General features: G+C 49.5%; 12 protein-coding genes. 10 read left to right on the top strand and 2 right to left on the bottom strand.

Translation table 11 applies throughout. The features are described from left to right. Positions 1-154 precede the first annotated feature (154 nt). The 4 genes from smc (at position 155) to ACI955_RS07560 (ending at position 7,425) form a co-directional block, all read left to right on the top strand. Complete coding sequence (gene smc / locus ACI955_RS07575) at positions 155-3,652, top strand: chromosome segregation protein SMC (protein WP_415243134.1); 3,498 nt, start codon at positions 155-157, stop codon at positions 3,650-3,652. A gap of 127 nt (positions 3,653-3,779) precedes the next feature. Then, positions 3,780-4,763 (top strand): cell division protein ZipA, encoded by a 984-nt coding sequence (zipA, locus tag ACI955_RS07570; protein ID WP_415243133.1) that lies wholly within the window; start codon positions 3,780-3,782, stop codon positions 4,761-4,763. Positions 4,764-4,795: 32 nt separating this feature from the next. Continuing rightward, a complete protein-coding gene (ligA, locus tag ACI955_RS07565) occupies positions 4,796-6,823 on the top strand; it encodes an NAD-dependent DNA ligase LigA (protein WP_415243132.1) in 2,028 nt (675 codons plus the stop codon). Next, positions 6,820-7,425, top strand: coding sequence for a transglycosylase SLT domain-containing protein (locus ACI955_RS07560; RefSeq protein WP_415243131.1), 606 nt, complete (start codon positions 6,820-6,822; stop codon positions 7,423-7,425). The genes ligA and ACI955_RS07560 overlap by 4 nt, the downstream gene beginning before the upstream one ends. On the opposite strand, the gene gloA is transcribed toward ACI955_RS07560, so the two are convergent. Further along, positions 7,426-7,866: a lactoylglutathione lyase gene (gene gloA / locus ACI955_RS07555; protein WP_415243130.1), complete on the bottom strand. Its 441-nt coding sequence runs from the start codon at positions 7,864-7,866 to the stop codon at positions 7,426-7,428. Positions 7,867-7,974: 108 nt separating this feature from the next. On the opposite strand from gloA, the gene ACI955_RS07550 reads away from it, so the two are divergent. From ACI955_RS07550 to ACI955_RS07530, 5 genes are all read left to right on the top strand, one after another. Next, positions 7,975-8,448, top strand: a complete 474-nt coding sequence (locus tag ACI955_RS07550) for a flavodoxin family protein (protein WP_415243129.1) — start codon at positions 7,975-7,977, stop codon at positions 8,446-8,448. A gap of 230 nt (positions 8,449-8,678) precedes the next feature. Then, positions 8,679-11,078 (top strand): TonB-dependent receptor, encoded by a 2,400-nt coding sequence (locus tag ACI955_RS07545; RefSeq protein ID WP_415243128.1) that lies wholly within the window; start codon positions 8,679-8,681, stop codon positions 11,076-11,078. A gap of 257 nt (positions 11,079-11,335) precedes the next feature. After that, positions 11,336-13,921: a TonB-dependent receptor gene (locus ACI955_RS07540; RefSeq protein WP_415243127.1), complete on the top strand. Its 2,586-nt coding sequence runs from the start codon at positions 11,336-11,338 to the stop codon at positions 13,919-13,921. Between the two features lie 81 nt (positions 13,922-14,002). Further along, positions 14,003-14,977 (top strand): XdhC family protein, encoded by a 975-nt coding sequence (locus tag ACI955_RS07535; protein WP_415243126.1) that lies wholly within the window; start codon positions 14,003-14,005, stop codon positions 14,975-14,977. A gap of 4 nt (positions 14,978-14,981) precedes the next feature. Further along, the gene (locus tag ACI955_RS07530) at positions 14,982-15,578 is read left to right on the top strand and encodes a nucleotidyltransferase family protein (RefSeq protein WP_415243125.1); all 597 of its coding nucleotides are present in this window, start codon (positions 14,982-14,984) and stop codon (positions 15,576-15,578) included. Here ACI955_RS07530 and ACI955_RS07525 read toward each other — a convergent pair. Continuing rightward, positions 15,575-16,459, bottom strand: coding sequence for a LysR family transcriptional regulator (locus ACI955_RS07525; protein ID WP_415243124.1), 885 nt, complete (start codon positions 16,457-16,459; stop codon positions 15,575-15,577). The genes ACI955_RS07530 and ACI955_RS07525 overlap by 4 nt on opposite strands. Before the next feature lie 130 nt (positions 16,460-16,589). Here ACI955_RS07525 and ACI955_RS07520 point away from each other — a divergent pair. Continuing rightward, positions 16,590-17,626, top strand: a 1,037-nt coding sequence (locus tag ACI955_RS07520) for a 3-isopropylmalate dehydratase large subunit (protein WP_415243123.1), incomplete at its 3' end; no start/stop codon positions are given.

Below are 17,626 nucleotides of genomic sequence, written 5' to 3'. Positions count from 1 at the left end.
TGAAACGGTTTCTCTGTTCATAAAGTCACAAATACTACTGTCAGTCCTCGCAGCTATCGCTATAATCTCGCCTTGCGCAAATTTATCCTGTTATTGCCTCGAGAATATAATAAAACTCAGCGTGGCAGCATCATAGAGTGTTGGTTATTGGTTTATGCGTCTTAAAAGTATCAAATTAGCTGGTTTTAAATCGTTCGTAGACCCGACTACGGCTTATTTCCCGACCAATCTGTCGGCGGTAGTTGGGCCTAATGGCTGTGGTAAATCAAATATTATCGATGCTGTGCGTTGGGTGATGGGGGAAAGCTCGGCCAAAAATCTTCGCGGCGAGTCGATGACTGATGTTATTTTTAACGGGTCTGTTAATCGCAAGCCGGTCGGGCAGGCGAGTATTGAGTTGGTGTTTGATAACACCGACAAAAAGTTAGGGGGTGAATATGCCGCCTACGACGAAATTGCCATTCGACGCAAAGTAACCCGTGAAGCGGTCTCTGAATACTATTTAAATGGCACCAAGTGTCGGCGCCGCGACATTACCGATATTTTTCTGGGTACCGGGCTGGGGCCGCGCAGCTACGCTATCATTGAACAGGGTATGATCTCTCGGCTGATTGAATCTAAGCCTGAGGAGTTGCGGGTATTTCTTGAAGAAGCCGCCGGCATTTCAAAATATAAAGAGCGTCGTCGAGAAACCGAAAATCGGATGCGCCGAACGCAAGAAAACTTAGAGCGACTTACAGATCTTCGCGATGAATTAGGGCGCCAACTACAGCACTTGCAGCGTCAGGCGGCTGCGGCAGAAAAGTACACCGAGTATAAAAAAGAAGAGCGTTTATTAAAGGCGCAATTGCAGGTTTTGCAATGGAAGGCATTGGATGAACAGGCTGGTTTAAAAGAACAAGATATCAAGCGTCTTGAGCTCGAGCGGGAAGCGATTGTCACTGAGCAGGTAGGTTTAAATACCCGCATAGAGCAGGCCAGAGATCAGCATAGTCAACTCAATGATACGTTTAACGAAGTGCAGGGTCGGTTCTACAGTATCGGCGCTGAAATAGCGCGTGCTGAGCAGGGTATTCAGCATCAGCAGCAGCGCCGTCAGCAATTAGATGCAGATCTGCAACAGCTAAGCGTGAATGTACAAGAAACCACCCGTCATCTAGAGGACGATCGTGAAAAGATAGCCCTGTGGCAAGAAGAAATCACCGAGATCGAGCCAGAGCTGGAAATTACCGAAGCCTCCGAAGAGAACGCTGCAGAGGCCTTGGCTGGCGCTGAAGATGCCATGCAGTCTTGGCAACATCGCTGGGATGAGTTCAACCAATTAGCCGCGGGCCCCCGGCAGCGTGCCGAGGTAGAGCAGTCTCGTATTCAGCACTTGGAAATGAGTTTGCAGCGCCTCCAAGAACGCATTGAAAAGCTTGATCAAGAACGTCGAGGTTTGAATGTAGAAGATACTGACGACGATATTGAAATACTGCAGCAAGAAGTGGCTGAGGTTGAATTAGAGGCCTCGTCCGCGCAAGAGCGTCACCAGCAGATTATTCCGCAGATTAGCGAATGTCGTGAGCGTATTACGCAGGCCAGTGATGAGCTGGACGCCTGCCGAAGTGAATTGCAGCGCATGCGCGGCCGTATGGCGTCATTGGAAGCCCTGCAGCAAGCTGCGCTGGGTCAGGGTGATAAGGCCACAGGTAAATGGCTTGAAGATCAAGGCTTGGCTAGCGCACCTCGCTTAGCTGAGCAATTACAAGTCGCCGAGGGTTGGCAGCAAGCGGTGGAAACTGTGCTAGGTGATCAACTGCAAGCGCTCTGTGTTGAATCGCTCGAAGGTGTTGGCAGTATTCTAGATAGTTTAAAAGAAGGCAGTGTGTGTTTTGTTGAGGGCGCGGCAAAATCGACATCGTCGGCTGCGTCACTCGCGGATAAAGTGAGTGGCAACGCGGCTTTGTTGGGCATTCTTGGCAGTGTTCGTGTTGCAGACGATTTAATAGCCGCATTGGCTATGCGTTCAAGTTTGGCCGCCAACGAATCTGTTATCACACCCGAAGGTTTGTGGCTTGGTGCAACGTGGCTGCGAGTAAGTCGCGGCAATACCGAGCAAGGTGGTGTATTGCAGCGCCAGCAGGATTTGCAGGAGTTACGCGAGGCAATAGCGTCCGCTGATATTCATATACAAACCGTTGTTGAAGGTCTAGATACCGACAAGACTTTGCTTCAGAACCAGGAGCAATATCGAGAAGACCTTAATCGAGAAGTGCAGCAATTTAATCGTCAGTACAGTGAACTTAAGGCCAAGCTTAGTACTCAGCAGGCACGTGTCGAACAGGTCTTGGCCCGTCGTCAGCAATTAGATGGCGATGGCAAAGATTTGCGAAGTCAATTTCAGCTCGAGCAGGAATCCGTCGCCGAGGCGCGAATGATTTTGCAGGAAGCGATTGAATCTATGGAGCAGGACTCGAGCAAGCGCGAAGCCCTGCTCAGTGAGCGCGATAATAACCGCACCATACTTGATGCTGCTCGGCAAACGGCGCGACAAAGTAAGGACCATGCTCACCAGTTGGCCATGCGTCACCAATCTTTGCGAACTCAGCGCGACTCGGTCTTGCAAAACATCGGTCGAACCGAAGAACAGTTGGCACAATTTCAGGAGCGTCGCGAGCAATTAGCGGCAAGTTTAGATGAAAACGACGCGCCGATTGATGATTTAAAAATTGAACTAGAGGCTCGTCTTGAGCAGCGTCTAGCGGTTGAAGAAGAGCTGTTGGAGTCTCGTCGTGCTCTCGAAGTGGTCGATCATCAGCTTCGTGAAAATGAGCAGAAGCGTCATGGCATTGAGTCGCGGCTGCAGACCGTGCGCAATAATTTAGAGCAGGCGAGGGTAGAGAATCAGGGTCTACATGTCCGGCGCAAAGGTTTGCAGGATCAGCTTCAAGAAGCGCAGTTCGAGTTGCAGTCGGTATTAGACACGCTGCCAGAAAATGCCAACGAGGCTGAGTGGTTGGAGTCTCTAGAGCAGGCCGGCAGACGTATTTTGCGACTAGGCCCCATTAATCTCGCGGCGATAGAAGAATTTAAGCAGCAATCTGAGCGCAAAAATTACTTAGATGCGCAAAACAACGATTTGGTTGAAGCGCTGGAGACCCTAGAGGGCGCGATTCGCCGCATCGATAAAGAGACTCGCAACCGCTTCAAAGAAACCTTCGACAAGGTAAATGGTGGCTTGCAGGATTTATTTCCGAAAGTGTTTGGTGGCGGCAGTGCATCGCTAGAAATGACGGGCGATGATTTATTGAACACTGGTATTTCAATAATGGCGCGGCCACCGGGCAAACGAAATAGTACAATTCATTTGCTGTCGGGTGGAGAAAAAGCGCTGTGTGCCATTGCGCTGGTGTTTTCGATATTTCGTCTCAACCCGGCGCCATTTTGTATGCTTGATGAAGTTGACGCACCGTTGGATGATGCCAATGTTGGCCGCTATGCTCGTTTGGTCAAAGAGATGTCGTCGGAGGTGCAGTTCATTTATATCAGTCACAATAAGATTGCCATGGAAATGGCGCATCAGCTTATGGGTGTGACTATGCATGAGCCGGGTGTTTCCCGCTTGGTATCGGTAGACTTGGAAAAAGCAGCAGAAATGGCGGCGATGTAAAACGACGCAATATAGCTAAAATCTGGATATTTACTAAATCGCGTGGAACAATAGCGATAGAATTTTATCTAACGGCAAAGCAAATTTTTTGAAGAAATGGCCACTACGGTCAATTAAGGGCTAGGTAATGGATCTCAATGTCAGAGACTGGTTGATTATTATTGGTACTCTGCTGGCGGCGGCGGTGCTGCTTGACGGTGTTCGGCGGATGCGGAAAGACCGTCGCGATACCGTTCGATTAAGCTCTAAAATTCGTCAAGATGACGATGAACTCTCTAATCCCGAGTTGCCGTCAGGTGTAAGGGTGGTGGCTGTGAGAGAGACCCCTAGTCTTCATATGAAGCGGGTTCCAGCTACGGTGACTAAGGCGCGTCAGGAGCCTGAGTTCAAGGCACAAGATGATATTGAACAGGTTGATGATCTTGGTGAGGATAGCGTTAAACTAGAAATTGAGGCTGAGCCGGAAGACGATATTTTGTTTACTGACCCCGCCGATGAATATCGCTCAAAGGCAGATGATGACGATGATGAAGACGAAGTGGTTGCAGGTTGGTCGTCGCCTGAAAATGATGATGACGAAGAGCTGCCAATGCGTGCAGATTCAGAAGATAACCCCGAGCTTGTGACTCCGGCGACCGCTGGTAAAGCCGGATTCAGCAAAGAAGATACGGTCCCTTCAGAGCATCACGAGCTGCTGGTTATCAATGCCATGGCACCGGAAGGTAAGCAATTTAAAGGCAATGATCTGCTCCAAATTTTGATGGCCTGTGATGTCCGTTATGGAAAGATGAGTATTTTTCATCGTTATGAAAATTCTGACGGCACCGGACAAATTCAGTTTAGTGTGGCTAATTTAGTAGAGCCGGGAAATTTCAACTTAGATGGAATTGACGAATTCAGTACACCTGGTGTCGTGTTTTTTATGCATTTGCCGGGGCCGAGAGAGAGCATCAAGGCCTACGAAGCAATGGTCGAAACGGCGCGCTGCTTAGTTAAAAATCTTGAGGGCGAGCTGCGCGATCAGACTCACAGTGTGGCAACTAAGCAAACCCTTGAACACTATAAACAACGCATCCGAGATTTCGAACGTCATCAGCTAACCCTGATGTGACTGAGCGGTGCACGATAATAACGGCGTTTTGAATGTCTGACAGTCCCCTGCGTGAGCGCCTAACGGCGCTTCGCGATCAGCTCCACCACCATAGTTACCAATATTATGTGCTCGATGCGCCGTTAATCCCGGATGCTGAATATGATCGCCTGTTTAACGAGCTGCTAACAATTGAAGCAACTCATCCCGACTGGTTGAGTGCAGATTCACCTTCACAGCGGGTGGGAGCAGCGCCCTTACCTTCGTTTAGCCAGGTGCGCCACGAAACCCCAATGTTGTCGCTTGATAATGTCTTTTCTGAGCAAGAATTACTGGATTTCGATCGCCGGGTAAAATCCCGTTTAGACGACGGTTTCACACTAAGCTATGCCTGCGAGCCAAAATTAGATGGTATCGCGGTGAGCTTGCTATATGTGGATGGTGTGTTCGTTAGGGGCGCAACCCGAGGCGACGGCCGGGTTGGCGAAGATATCACTCAGAATGTGAAAACCGTAAGCTCGATTCCTTTGCGCTTGCGCGGCAATGACTGGCCCGATGATCTGGAAGTTCGTGGCGAAATATATATGCCGCGATCAGGGTTCGAGCGCATCAATGCGCTGGCGCGGGAGAGCGACGGTAAGGTGTTCGTCAATCCACGCAATGCGGCGGCGGGCAGTTTGCGCCAGCTAGATAGCCGTATTACTGCCAAGCGTCCCTTAGAAATGAGCTGCTACGGTATTGCTCAGCAAGACGGCGACGCGCTGTTTACTAGCCATAGCGAAGGTTTGCAGCGCTTGCGAGAGTGGGGTTTTTTGGTGAGCCCCGAGCTGCAGGTGGTCGATTCTATTGAGGACTGTGTTAGCTATTACCATGCTCTGTTGGAGCGACGTGATGGCTTGGCCTACGATATTGACGGCATAGTGTTTAAAGTGGATTCTCTTGCTCTGCAAGCGCAGCTGGGCTTTGTTTCGCGCGCGCCGCGCTGGGCTATTGCCCACAAATTTCCCGCCCAAGAAGAAATTACGGTGCTTAGGGATGTGGAGTTTCAGGTTGGTCGCACCGGAGCGGTAACGCCGGTTGCGAAGCTTGAGCCGGTGTTCGTGGGTGGCGTCACGGTTAGCAATGCCTCGCTTCATAATTTCGACGAGATTGAACGTCTGGGTGTGATGGTCGGAGACTCCGTTGTGGTGCGACGCGCCGGTGATGTTATTCCCAAAATTGTTCAGGTGGTGTTAGAGCGTCGGCCCGATACCGCCGCCGCCATTATTGCGCCAAATCATTGCCCAGTGTGCGATAGCCCATTGGAGCGCGCCCCAGGCGAGGCGGTGTTACGCTGCAGTGGCGGTTTGATTTGTGGCGCTCAGCGCAAAGAAGCCATTAAACATTTTGCGAGTCGCAAGGCCATGGATATCGACGGCCTTGGTGATAAACTGGTCGAACAGTTTGTCGATGTGGGATTAATAGAAACCGTTGCTGATTTGTATCTGCTGACAGTCCAAAAAATTGCGGACTTGGAGCGTATGGGGCAGAAATCGGCGAAGAACTTGATCGCCGCTCTAGAGAAATCCCGTGCCACTACATTGCCGCGCTTTTTGTACTCGCTGGGTATTCGCGAAGTCGGAGAGGCAACCGCGCTGAGTTTGGCTCGTCATTTTGGTGGCTTGCCAGAGTTGATGGCGGCGCCGGAAGAAAAGCTTATTGAAGTTGAAGACGTTGGTCCCATTGTGGCGAGCCATATACATGCGTTTTTCGCCAGCGAGTTTAATCGGGTGGTGGTCCGCCAATTAAGTGAGCGCGGGGTACAATGGCCTAGCGCTCAACAGTTGGGTGGCGAGCAGTCACTGGCTGGCCAAACATGGGTGCTGACCGGCAATTTGGAGACGATGACCCGCAGTGATGCCAAGGAAAAATTGCAGGCGCTTGGTGCAAAAGTTGCCAGTAGCGTGTCGGCGAAGACGGATTGCGTTGCCGCTGGCACAAGTGCCGGCTCTAAATTAGCGAAAGCGGAGGCATTGGGTGTGAAGGTGATTGACGAGCAGGGCTTACTTGCGGTGTTCGCCAGCACAGGCGGCTCCGAATGAGATTTCTTTGGGTAGTCTTACTGTTATTGTCAGTGACGGCTTGTACTACGTCGCCGCCGCGCAATCCGGGTGATGTGTGCGCGATTTTTCGTGAAAAAGGGGGTTGGTACGGCGACGCCAAAGATGCGTCCAAAAAGTGGAACTCTCCCATCCCAATAATGATGGCAATTATGCATCAGGAGTCCAGTTTTGTAGCTGATGCTAAACCACCAAAGAAATATTGGTTAGGCTTTATTCCCGCAGGACGGATGTCAGATGCCTATGGCTACCCGCAGGCCAAAGACGGCACTTGGGACTGGTATATTGATAAGTCTGGAAATTGGGGCGCGGACCGCGATGATTTTGCCGACGCCATAGATTTTATCGCTTGGTATAATAATACTAGTGGCAAAATAAACGGCATTAGTAATACCGACGCTTATAGTCTGTATATGGCTTACCACGAAGGGCATGGTGGTTTCAAAAAGCGCTCATTCGATAATAAGCCCTGGTTGAAACGGGTTGCCGCTAAGGTGTCAGCGCGGGCGGCGACATATGGCGGTCAGCTTAACCGCTGTGAGAAAGACCTCAACAGCGGCGGTTGGTTCTTCGGTATCTTTTAACTACCACTCGCCGGTATTAGTCATAGACAGCCACGGCTCTTGTGGCGACAGCGCTTCGCCGCGTTGCAGTAATTCAATAGATATCAGGTCTGGTGAGCGCACAAAGGCCATGTGGCCGTCACGCGGAGGTCGACTAATCGTGACGCCGCCATCCATTAGTTTTTGGCAGCTGGCGTAAATATCGTCTACTGCGAACGCGAGGTGGCCAAAATTGCGGCCACCGGAATACTCTTCGGCATCCCAGTTGTAGGTTAATTCTATGGTCGGGGTCTGCTTGCTCACGGCCATGTCGTAGTCGTCTGGCGCGGCGAGAAAAATAAGACTGAAGCGACCTTTTTCGCTGTCAAAGCGGCGCACTTCTTTTAATCCTAATAAATCACAATAAAATCGCATTGATGCATCTAAGTCTTTTACCCGAATCATAGTGTGAAGATATTTCATGCGGCTACCTTGTGTCGTAATCGATAAATGTCTAACGTCCATTGTAAATGACGCCAGCGCGGTGATTTTATTAACTCAGCGTGTTGCTGAAAATCGTGAGAGAGTAATGTGGATAAGATAGAGAAAAAGCATTTACTGATTGTATACCACACTCAGTCAGGCCGAAATGAAAGTCTAGCCTATGCGGCGAGTCGAGCCGCCAGTGACGCAGAGCCTGATGTTGAGGTGCGATTGTTGCGGGCCGCAGAGGCGGGTACCCGAGATGTACTCTGGTGTGACGGGGTTTTGCTGTTTTTTCCAGAGAACTTTGGCGCGATTGCCGGTGGCATGAAGGATTTTTTTGATCGCACATTTTATGCTGTTATCGACAGAGAAATCCACCGACCCTATGGTGTCTTTATCTGTACTGGTAACGATGGTAGTAACGCTTTGCAGCAGTTTGAGCGCATCGCGCGGGGTTACTCCTGGCGCTGTGTGACTGAGGCTATTATTACTGCCGGGCATCCCGATGCCGAGATGTTTAGTAAAGCTGAGGAGCTGGGGGCGGCTTTCGCAGCGGGTTTAGATCTCGGTGTTTTCTAAGGTTTACTACGTTGCATGAAATCAGTGGTTATTCGGTCTTTTCATTGATCTGAGTGGCCGCGCTATTTGTAGTCTAATAAGCGCTTTTAATGCGCGAATATAAGGGTATGTCACAGTTTACTTCTCTGAAATACCGACTAAACTTACCTTCAACCCTTATTGTCTGGCACTGATGTGGTGCAAAGTTCACGGGTTAATAATTAAAATAAATCTTTGTGGGAGAGTCTTAGATGACAAAACAGCGCATAGTAAATCGTCGTGTCGCACCGTTGGTGTTGGCAGTTGGCTTGTGTGCAAATCCGGCTTTGTATGCTGCGCCGGCGTTAGAAGAAGTGCTGGTAACGGCAACCCTTAGAACTGAAAGTCTCCAAGATGTTCCAGTCTCGGTAAATGCGATGGCTGGCGAAAAGATGCAGGAGGCGGGTATTGATAAAATTGAAGACCTTCAAGCTTATGTGCCAAATTTATCGATGTCAGAAACGGGTATCGGTACCAATATTTACATTCGCGGTATCGGTTCTGGTATCAACCCCGGCTTTGAACAGTCAGTAGGGATGTATTTCGATGGTATTTCATATGGGCGCGGACAGTTGACCCGTGCGCCATTTTTAGATCTGGCAAGGGTTGAAGTGTTGCGCGGCCCGCAAAATATTCTTTACGGCAAAAATAGTATCGCAGGCGCCTTAAGCTTGATTTCTGCTCGTCCAGGTCAAGAGCAAGAGGGCATGATTTCCGGTTTGTACGAACCCGACCACGACGAAAAGATCGTTGATTTTATGGTGTCTGGTCCCATTAACGATACCTTGGGTGGACGTATCGCTATTCGCAAACGTGAGTTCGGCGGTTATATCGAAAACCTAACTTTGAATCGCGATGAGCCCCAGCGCGATGAGGGTACAATTCGAGCCATTTTAGATTGGGATGCAACCCCAGATCTTACCGCCATGCTCAAGGTCGAAATAGGTAAGTTTAATGTGCTGGGTCGCCAGGTTGAAATTGTGAATGATAAGCCTTCGATCACCATACCTGGCAGCCCGACTTATTCTCAAGCTTTGGCTGCTCCGCCGCCGAGTGGTTTTGGTGCTGATGTATCAGTATTGAATACCACCCAGGATTATAAACGTTCGTCCAACGGCGACTACAGTAATAACCGTACCAAGAATCTGACCCTCAATGTAGATTATGCCTTGGGTGAGGGTACCCTGACGTTTATCACCGGGTTTCTGCATTACGAGTTTAAGGAGCTTTGCGATTGCGATTTTACCGGCGCGCCAGTATTTAGTGTGCCTTTTGAGGAAGAATACGATCAATACAGTCAGGAAGTTCGCTGGGTGTCTGCTGCGGGCGGGACTTTTGAGCACATTGGGGGTGCATACTTTCAAAGAAGTGAGCTTGATTTTTTCGACGAAATTTTAATTGATAGCCCGATTCTCCCTTCGGCTATTGCGGGTCGCCTGGGACCGGCTGCAGGGGCGAGTCTTTCTAATACGACAACGCCACGTAATTTCACCACAGATGCCGACTTATGGTCAGTATTCTGGCAAACCACTTGGAATGCCTCCGACCGTTTAAGAGCCACTTTGGGTCTGCGATATTCGTATGAAGAGAAGGAGGGCACCAGAGATCTATCGGTTGCTGATCTCAACGGTGTGACCAAGGCTCCCGATGGCACTGTTCCTAGTGGTATAGACTTTATTTTGGCTGCGGTTTTCAAAGTTGAACGGCACGACTTAGAGGGCAAACAAAGCGGAGGTAATTTAGCGCCGTCCTTGAACGTTCAATTTGATGTTAATGATGATGTAATGGCCTATGCGACAGCGAGCATTGGCTATAAAGCCGGCGGCTTTGATGCGCGGTCTAATGCCTCTCCAAGTGCAGCGCCGAATGCAGGCGGGCTGTCCCTTGAAGGGTCATTTGAATATGATGAGGAGCAAGCGACTAGCTTTGAAGTTGGTGCTAAGACCCGCTTCTTTGACGGTCGCGGCGAGTTAAACATTGCCGCTTTCTTTACCAAATACGACGATCTACAAGTCAGTATTTTTGATGGAACGCTGGGCTTTAATGTCGGTAATGCCGGTGCAGCAGAGACGATGGGTATCGAGTTGGATGGTCGTTTTGCATTAACGGATAATTTGTTAATGACAGCGGCCTTGGCCTTCCTTGATTTTGAATTCACTGACTTCAAGAATGGCCAGTGCTACCAAGGGCAAGAAAGTGACAAGGATGACGCCGGGGCCCCGACTGGTTTTTGTGACTACAAAGGCAAGACCAACCAGTATGTTGCGGATTACTCTGGTAACGTGGGCTTTGTGTATACAAAATCTTTTGGTGAGGCTATGGAGTTCCGTGCTGGCACAGACTTCACGTTTACCGATGATTACAATTCCTCGCAAAATCTAGATCCTAGCCAGATACAAGACGGCTATGTTCGAGTAAATATGCGTGTGGCTCTGTCTGATATTGAGTCGGGCTGGGAAGTTGCTGTTGTTGGTAAGAACGTGACCGACGAAGATGTCATCTCTTACTCTAACGATGTTCCCTTAGCAAAGAGTAGCTTTGGAAGTATCGGCCATTATGCCTTTATTGAACGTCCCCGCAGTGTCGCTGTTCAGGCGGCTTATCGCTGGTAGGTCTGCCGGCGGCTTTAAAGGGTAGTTTAAGAGCGCAGCCTAGGCTGCGCTTTTTTTTGGGCCGTTTAGGCTTCTAATTACGCTTTAATACTTAAAAAAAATATTAAGTCATTGAACTATTCGGTAAAATTGGTATTGTATTCATTGCAAACATCTTGGCTACTTTGTAAACATAAGCTATTTCGAGATTAGGTCGCTGACAGTAGTTGAAGAGTTAGTGGCACTATAACTATAAAACTTTCGCACATGGAGGTCACATGACCTTAAAACGTCCTGTATCAAATTTTCGTCGTTCCGCCTTAGCATCCGCGATTGTATTGTGTTCTTCATACACAATGGCGGCGACTGTCCTTGAAGAAGTTATTGTTACCGCCACAATTCGGGCGGAAAGCTTGCAGGATGTTCCTGTATCTGTAAATGCAATATCCGGCGATAAAATGATGGAAGCCGGCATTAGCAAGGTCGAAGATCTGCAGGCTTATGTACCTAATCTGACCATGTCAGAAACCGGTATTGGTACTAACATTTATATTCGCGGCATCGGTTCAGGTATTAACCCTGGTTTTGAGCAATCTGTGGGTATGTATTTCGACGGTGTCAGCTATGGTCGTGCCCAGCTGTCACGCGCACCATTTCTCGATTTGGCGCGGGTTGAAGTATTGCGTGGGCCACAAAATATTCTGTTCGGTAAGAACAGTATTGCAGGTGCATTAAGCTTAATCTCTGCTCGTCCAGGGCGAGAGTTTGAAGGCTTGGCGTCTGCAACCTATGAAGTGGAAACAAATGAGCGAGTAATCGATTTCGTGGTGTCTGGTCCTCTTACAGACACGATAGGTGCGCGTTTGGCAATTCGTAAACGTGAGATTGACGGTCATCTGGAAAACCTCACCCTTAATCGCGATGAACCAATGCGTGATGAGCAAACTATTCGCGCTATGTTTGAATGGGATGCCACGGCGAATTTGACCGCAGCGTTGAAATTAGAAATTGGTCAGTTTGACGTTAACGGTCGTCAGATTGAGATTATTAACGACCAGCCCTCAACCTCTGATACAGATTCTTTTAACGGCCGTACTTACGCCGAGATTCTGGATTTCACCTCTATTGATGCTGGCCCGGTTAATTTAGTGACGGTTGATGCTGACTCCTCAGTATTAAATAATTTCCAGGATTTCAAACGTTCTTCGAACGGTGATTTCAGCTATAACGATACTCACAATGTAACGTTAAATGTTGATTACGTCTGGGGCGAACATACCTTTACCTTTATCACCGGCCTGCTCGGTTATGAAACGTCAGAGCTCTGTGACTGTGATTTCACCGGTGCCTCAGTATTTAGTGTTGCCGCTGAAGAAGAGTACTCTCAGTTCAGCCAGGAAATTCGCTGGGTATCACCATTAGGTGAAACCTTTGACTTTATAGCTGGCGCGTTCTATCAGCAGAGCTCTTTAGATTTCTTTGACAGTATTCGTGTAGCGAGTGACATTCTTCCTCAGTTGATTAACGCGGCTGATTTGCAGGAAGGTGGTGCACGCGGTGAGCGTCCTCCGTTCGACGCAACTGGTGGTCCATTTGAGGGCGTCACTCAGGCGCAGGTCGCAGGTACGCCGTTGGAGCCGCTATTCCAGCCTCTATTTGATGCCGGTGTACTGCAGCTTGGTGGCATTGGTGACGCGGGTGATGAGATAGTAAACCTTGGTACACCGCGTAACTTCACGGCAGACACCAAATTGTTCTCTGGTTTTGTTCAGGCGACGTGGAATGTGACTGATCTGACGCGTGCGACCTTGGGTTTACGTTATTCTTACGAGGAAAAAGATGGCAGTCGTAAACTTGAATTTAGTGATATAAGCACGGGTCAAATAAGAGACGTGGGCGAAGTTGACACCGTTGTTGCCAAGAACTTTTCTGCGGAGCGTCATGATTTGAAAGGCTCGCGGTCCGGTGGCAATCTAGCACCATCATTAAACTTCCAGCACGATTGGAGCGATGACGTGATGCTATACGCTACGGCGAGTATTGGCTATAAGTCAGGTGGTTATGACGCGCGTTCAAATGCGTCTCCAGAAGCCAACGTTATACGTCCTTTGGAAAACCCCGATAGCGATCCAATCATTCTGGTTGGTAGTTTTGAGTATGAGGAAGAGCAGGCAACAAGCTTTGAAGCCGGTGCTAAAACGACCTTGTTAGATGGCTCGGCTGAGTTAAATGTTGCGGCTTTCTATACCCAGTATGACGATCTTCAGGTCAGTATCTTTGACGGTACTCTGGGCTTCAACGTTGGTAATGCCGGCGCGGCAACCACGATGGGTATCGAATTAGATGGTCGTCTTGCGTTGACGGAAAACCTGATGATGACCGGTGCCTTGGCCTTCCTAGACTTTGAGTTTACCGACTTTGCTAATGGTCAGTGCTTTCAAGGACAGACACCCGATACCAATGTTAATGGCAAGCCGTTCTGTGATTACAAGGGTAAAACTAACCAGTATGTCGCTGACTACTCAGGTAACTTAACCTTTGTTTATACGGCTATGGTAAGCAAGGATATAGAGTTCCGTGGCGGTGCTGACTTCGTGTTTACTGGCGCGTTTAATTCATCTCAGAACCTTGATCCAAGCCAAGAGCAAGACGCTTATGTTAAGGCGAATCTGCGTTTTTCTTTGGCAGATGTTGCCATGGGCTGGGAAGCTGCTCTGTTAGTTAAGAATGCGACGGATGAAACCGTGATTTCTTACTCTAACGATACTCCCCTAGCGAATAGCATTTTCGGTGCGAAGGGCCACTATGGCTTCATCGATTTACCGCGTACTATCGCGCTTTCGGCAACGTACCGCTGGTATTAAATTTTTCATAGGAACGCTAGATGAGAACGCCGCGCAAGCGGCGTTTTTTTTGTCTCATGATTATACAGAGTGTCTTAAATAGTGAAGAGTATTGAGCAAATCGTGCTTGGCGCTGCAATTGAATTCCTTGCTAAAGGCGAGTTCGGCTGGCTGTGTACGGTGGTTAAAACCTTTGGCGCTTCGCCGCGACCACTGGGTTCCATGTTGGTGATGAATAGTCGTGGCGTGGTGTTTGGTTCCTTGTCGGGCGGCTGTATCGAAGACGAACTGCTAGACAAGTTAAAGCGTGGCGAGTTGGCAAGTTCTCGGCCAGCAATTCTCGAGTATGGTGTAAGTGCAGAAGAGAATGAGCGCTTTGGTTTGCCCTGTGGTGGGCGAATGCAGATATTAGTTGAGCCCTTAGCGCCGTCCGCTGAGCTTTGTATTATGTTGAGTGAGTTGTGCGACGCTTTAGACTGCAGACGCGCGAAGCGCAGGCAGGTCAATATAGGTACTGGGCAGTGGCAGCTGGAAGATATTATAGAATGTGAGCTTCTGAGTATTACTGAGAATGTGCTGGTTCAAGATTTTGGCCCCCGATATCGTTTGCTTCTAATCGGCGCAAACGAGCTGGCGCGGTGTATTTCCGAAATTGCTTTGGCAATGGATTATCGGGTGATTGTTTGTGATCCCCGCGAAGATAGGCTAAACCAGTGGGCGGTGAGTGGCGCTGAATTGAGTGGATCCATGCCGGATGACGCTGTGAGTGAGTTTGCAGATCCTTATACCGCGGTTATTACCTTAACCCACGATCCCCGAATTGATGACATGGCCTTGATGCAGGCCTTAACCGAATCGCTATTTTATGTCGGCGCATTGGGCTCGGTGAGAACATCTGAAAAACGTCGTCAGCGGCTTAAGCAGTTGGATGTTAGTGATGAGCAGATTGATCGCTTATACGCTCCGGTTGGCCTGCCGATTGGCAGTAAATCGGCGATGGAAATTGCGCTGGCTATTATGGCCCAGCTTACCCAACTTAGGTCGACTGCATCTAAAGCGCGCACAGTAGGTGGTTGAAATAATGACGCTGCCGCTGATTATTATGGCTGCGGGTAAAAGCCGGCGTTTTGGCGAGGCAGATAAACGCTTCACTATATTACCGCATGGCGGCGTACTCATTAATGCCTTGGTTCGTCGCGCTCGAAAAGCCGGTCTCGATGTGAGTGTGGTGCTTGACTCAGAGGATGACGTTTCTGCAGAAATTGATGCGCCCTGCATTTTTTCGTCAAACGCGGCGGATGGCATGGGTGCAAGTATTGCTGATGCACTTAGCTTAATCGCTTCGCAATCGCGGGCGGACTCATTATTGATTATGCCGGCGGATTTGCCCCTGCTCAGAATCGAGTCAATACGACGGGTTGCCGCGCTCGCAGGGTCCGATCGCATAGTTATTCCTCATTGTGGTGCCCGGCGTGGTCATCCCGTGGCATTTGGTCGGGCGTACTGGCCAGCGTTGTCGGTTTTAAGCGGAGACGAGGGCGCCCGAAGTGTCATTGCTGCGGCGAGCACCGAAAGTATTGAGGTGCTTGAGCTAGATGACGAGGGGATTTATCTCGACGCTGATACGCCGGAGTCGATGTCCGGTTTGCTCGAAAAGTTGCAACCAGTGCTGCGTTAAGCAAAGTTTTCTTTACTTGCGGTGCGCAGTAGTTCAATAAAAGCCACGGCGGCGTTAGATAAACTCCTATTGCGGTGATGCACGCAGCCAAGGGTTCTGCTTAGTGCCTGGCCTTCCCATTCGAGTGCTATCACACTGTCGTCCAATAACGTCAGCGGCAGTATGCTCCAGCCCAAGCCAATGCTGACCATGACCTTGATAGTTTCAAGATAATTGGTAGACATGCCGATATTCATTTTGAGGCCGCGTTGATCAAATAATTTTTTAATGATTTGCCCAGTATAAGTATTGAGGCCCGGCGGCAGGGCGGTGTGTTGACTCAACATTTCTGCGTTGACGCTGGTGTATTTCGCTAAGGGATGACTGTGGGCGACAGTGACAGTAAGGGGGTCGTTCCAAATAGGTATGGGTAGTAATTGTTGCTCGCCGGTGGGTGACAGGGTAATTACCGCCAAATCCATCTCACCGTGGAGAATAAGTTGATGGGCTTGTTCGGAATCCATAAAGTCGATATCGAGCTTAACGTCTGGATACAGTTGGCTATACTTACGCAATATGGGGGGGAGGCGATGCAGGCCAATATGGTGGCTTATCCCCATCGATAAGCGACCGCTGACGTCACCCCGTAAATCCTGAATACTGCGAACCGCTTCTTTGATATCTTGAAGAATTCGTCGGCTTTGCGGCAGTAGCGCCTGCCCAGCCTCGGTGAGATGAACATTGCGACCAATGCGGTCAAATAGTTTGCAACTTAATTGCCGCTCTAGGGCGGCAATGCGCTTACTCACGGCGGGCTGGGTGAGGTGCAGTTGCTCTGCCGCCAGTGAAAATGACTGTTGCTCGGCTACCGCGAGAAAGGCTTTTAACGATTCAGTATCCATTGTCGGATTGTATTTGCATTCCTGTATGGAATGCAAATAATGAAAAATATGAATTTGTGTTATTTGACGTGGCTGGGTAAGATTGTAGCTCAGAAAATTATTCATTTTGGCAGCGTGGCGGGACAGGGATATGGCTGGACAAACACTTTACGACAAATTGTGGGCGGCTCACTTAGTAAAAGAGCGTGATGATGGCACGGCGCTGCTGTATATCGACCGTCATTTAGTGCATGAAGTTACCTCTCCGCAGGCCTTTGAAGGGCTGCGCTTGGCCGGACGTTTACCATGGCGAGTGACCGCGAACATCGCGACACCAGATCATAATGTACCGACTGAGCGTGTTGAGCGCAGTGGCGGCGTAGAAGCTATTGCCGATGAAGTATCGCGAATACAAGTGCGAACCCTTGATGAAAATTGCGATGAATTTGGGATCACTGAATTCTCAATTAATGACGTGCGCCAGGGTATTGTGCACGTAGTGGGTCCTGAGCAAGGCGCGACGCTGCCGGGAATGACCGTAGTATGTGGAGATTCACACACCGCAACTCATGGCGCCTTAGGGGCGCTGGCACATGGTATAGGCACCTCTGAAGTTGAACATGTACTAGCCACTCAGTGCCTTATCCAAAAGAAAAGTAAGAATATGCTGGTGCGGGTGGATGGTGCGCTCGGTGCGGGCGTAACAGCCAAAGATGTGGTGTTGGCCATTATCGGCAAAATTGGCACTGCTGGTGGTAATGGCTACGCGATCGAATTTGGTGGCGAGGTCATTCGCAAGCTGTCGTTGGAAGGTCGTATGACCATTTGTAATATGGCCATTGAGGGTGGCGCTCGGGTTGGTATGGTGGCGGTTGATGATACTACTATCGACTATGTTAAAGGCCGTCCGTTTGCACCGAACGACAGTGAATGGCAGTTGGCCTTAACGTACTGGAATACCTTGCACAGCGATCACGATGCGGTATTTGATAAAACGGTTGTTTTAGACGGTGGGGATGTCCTGCCACAAGTCACTTGGGGAACGAGCCCGGAAATGGTGTTGCCAGTTAACGGCATAGTGCCCGGACCTAGTGATTACACGGACCCAGCGCAGCGCAGCGGCTGTGAGCGCGCCCTTCACTATATGGGACTGACTGCGGGACAGGCGATTACCGACATTAAGCTTGA

The organism is Zhongshania sp. (genome assembly GCF_047636175.1).
GTDB lineage: Bacteria > Pseudomonadota > Gammaproteobacteria > Pseudomonadales > Spongiibacteraceae > Spongiibacter.
This window is presented reverse-complemented; position numbering and strand designations above follow the sequence as displayed.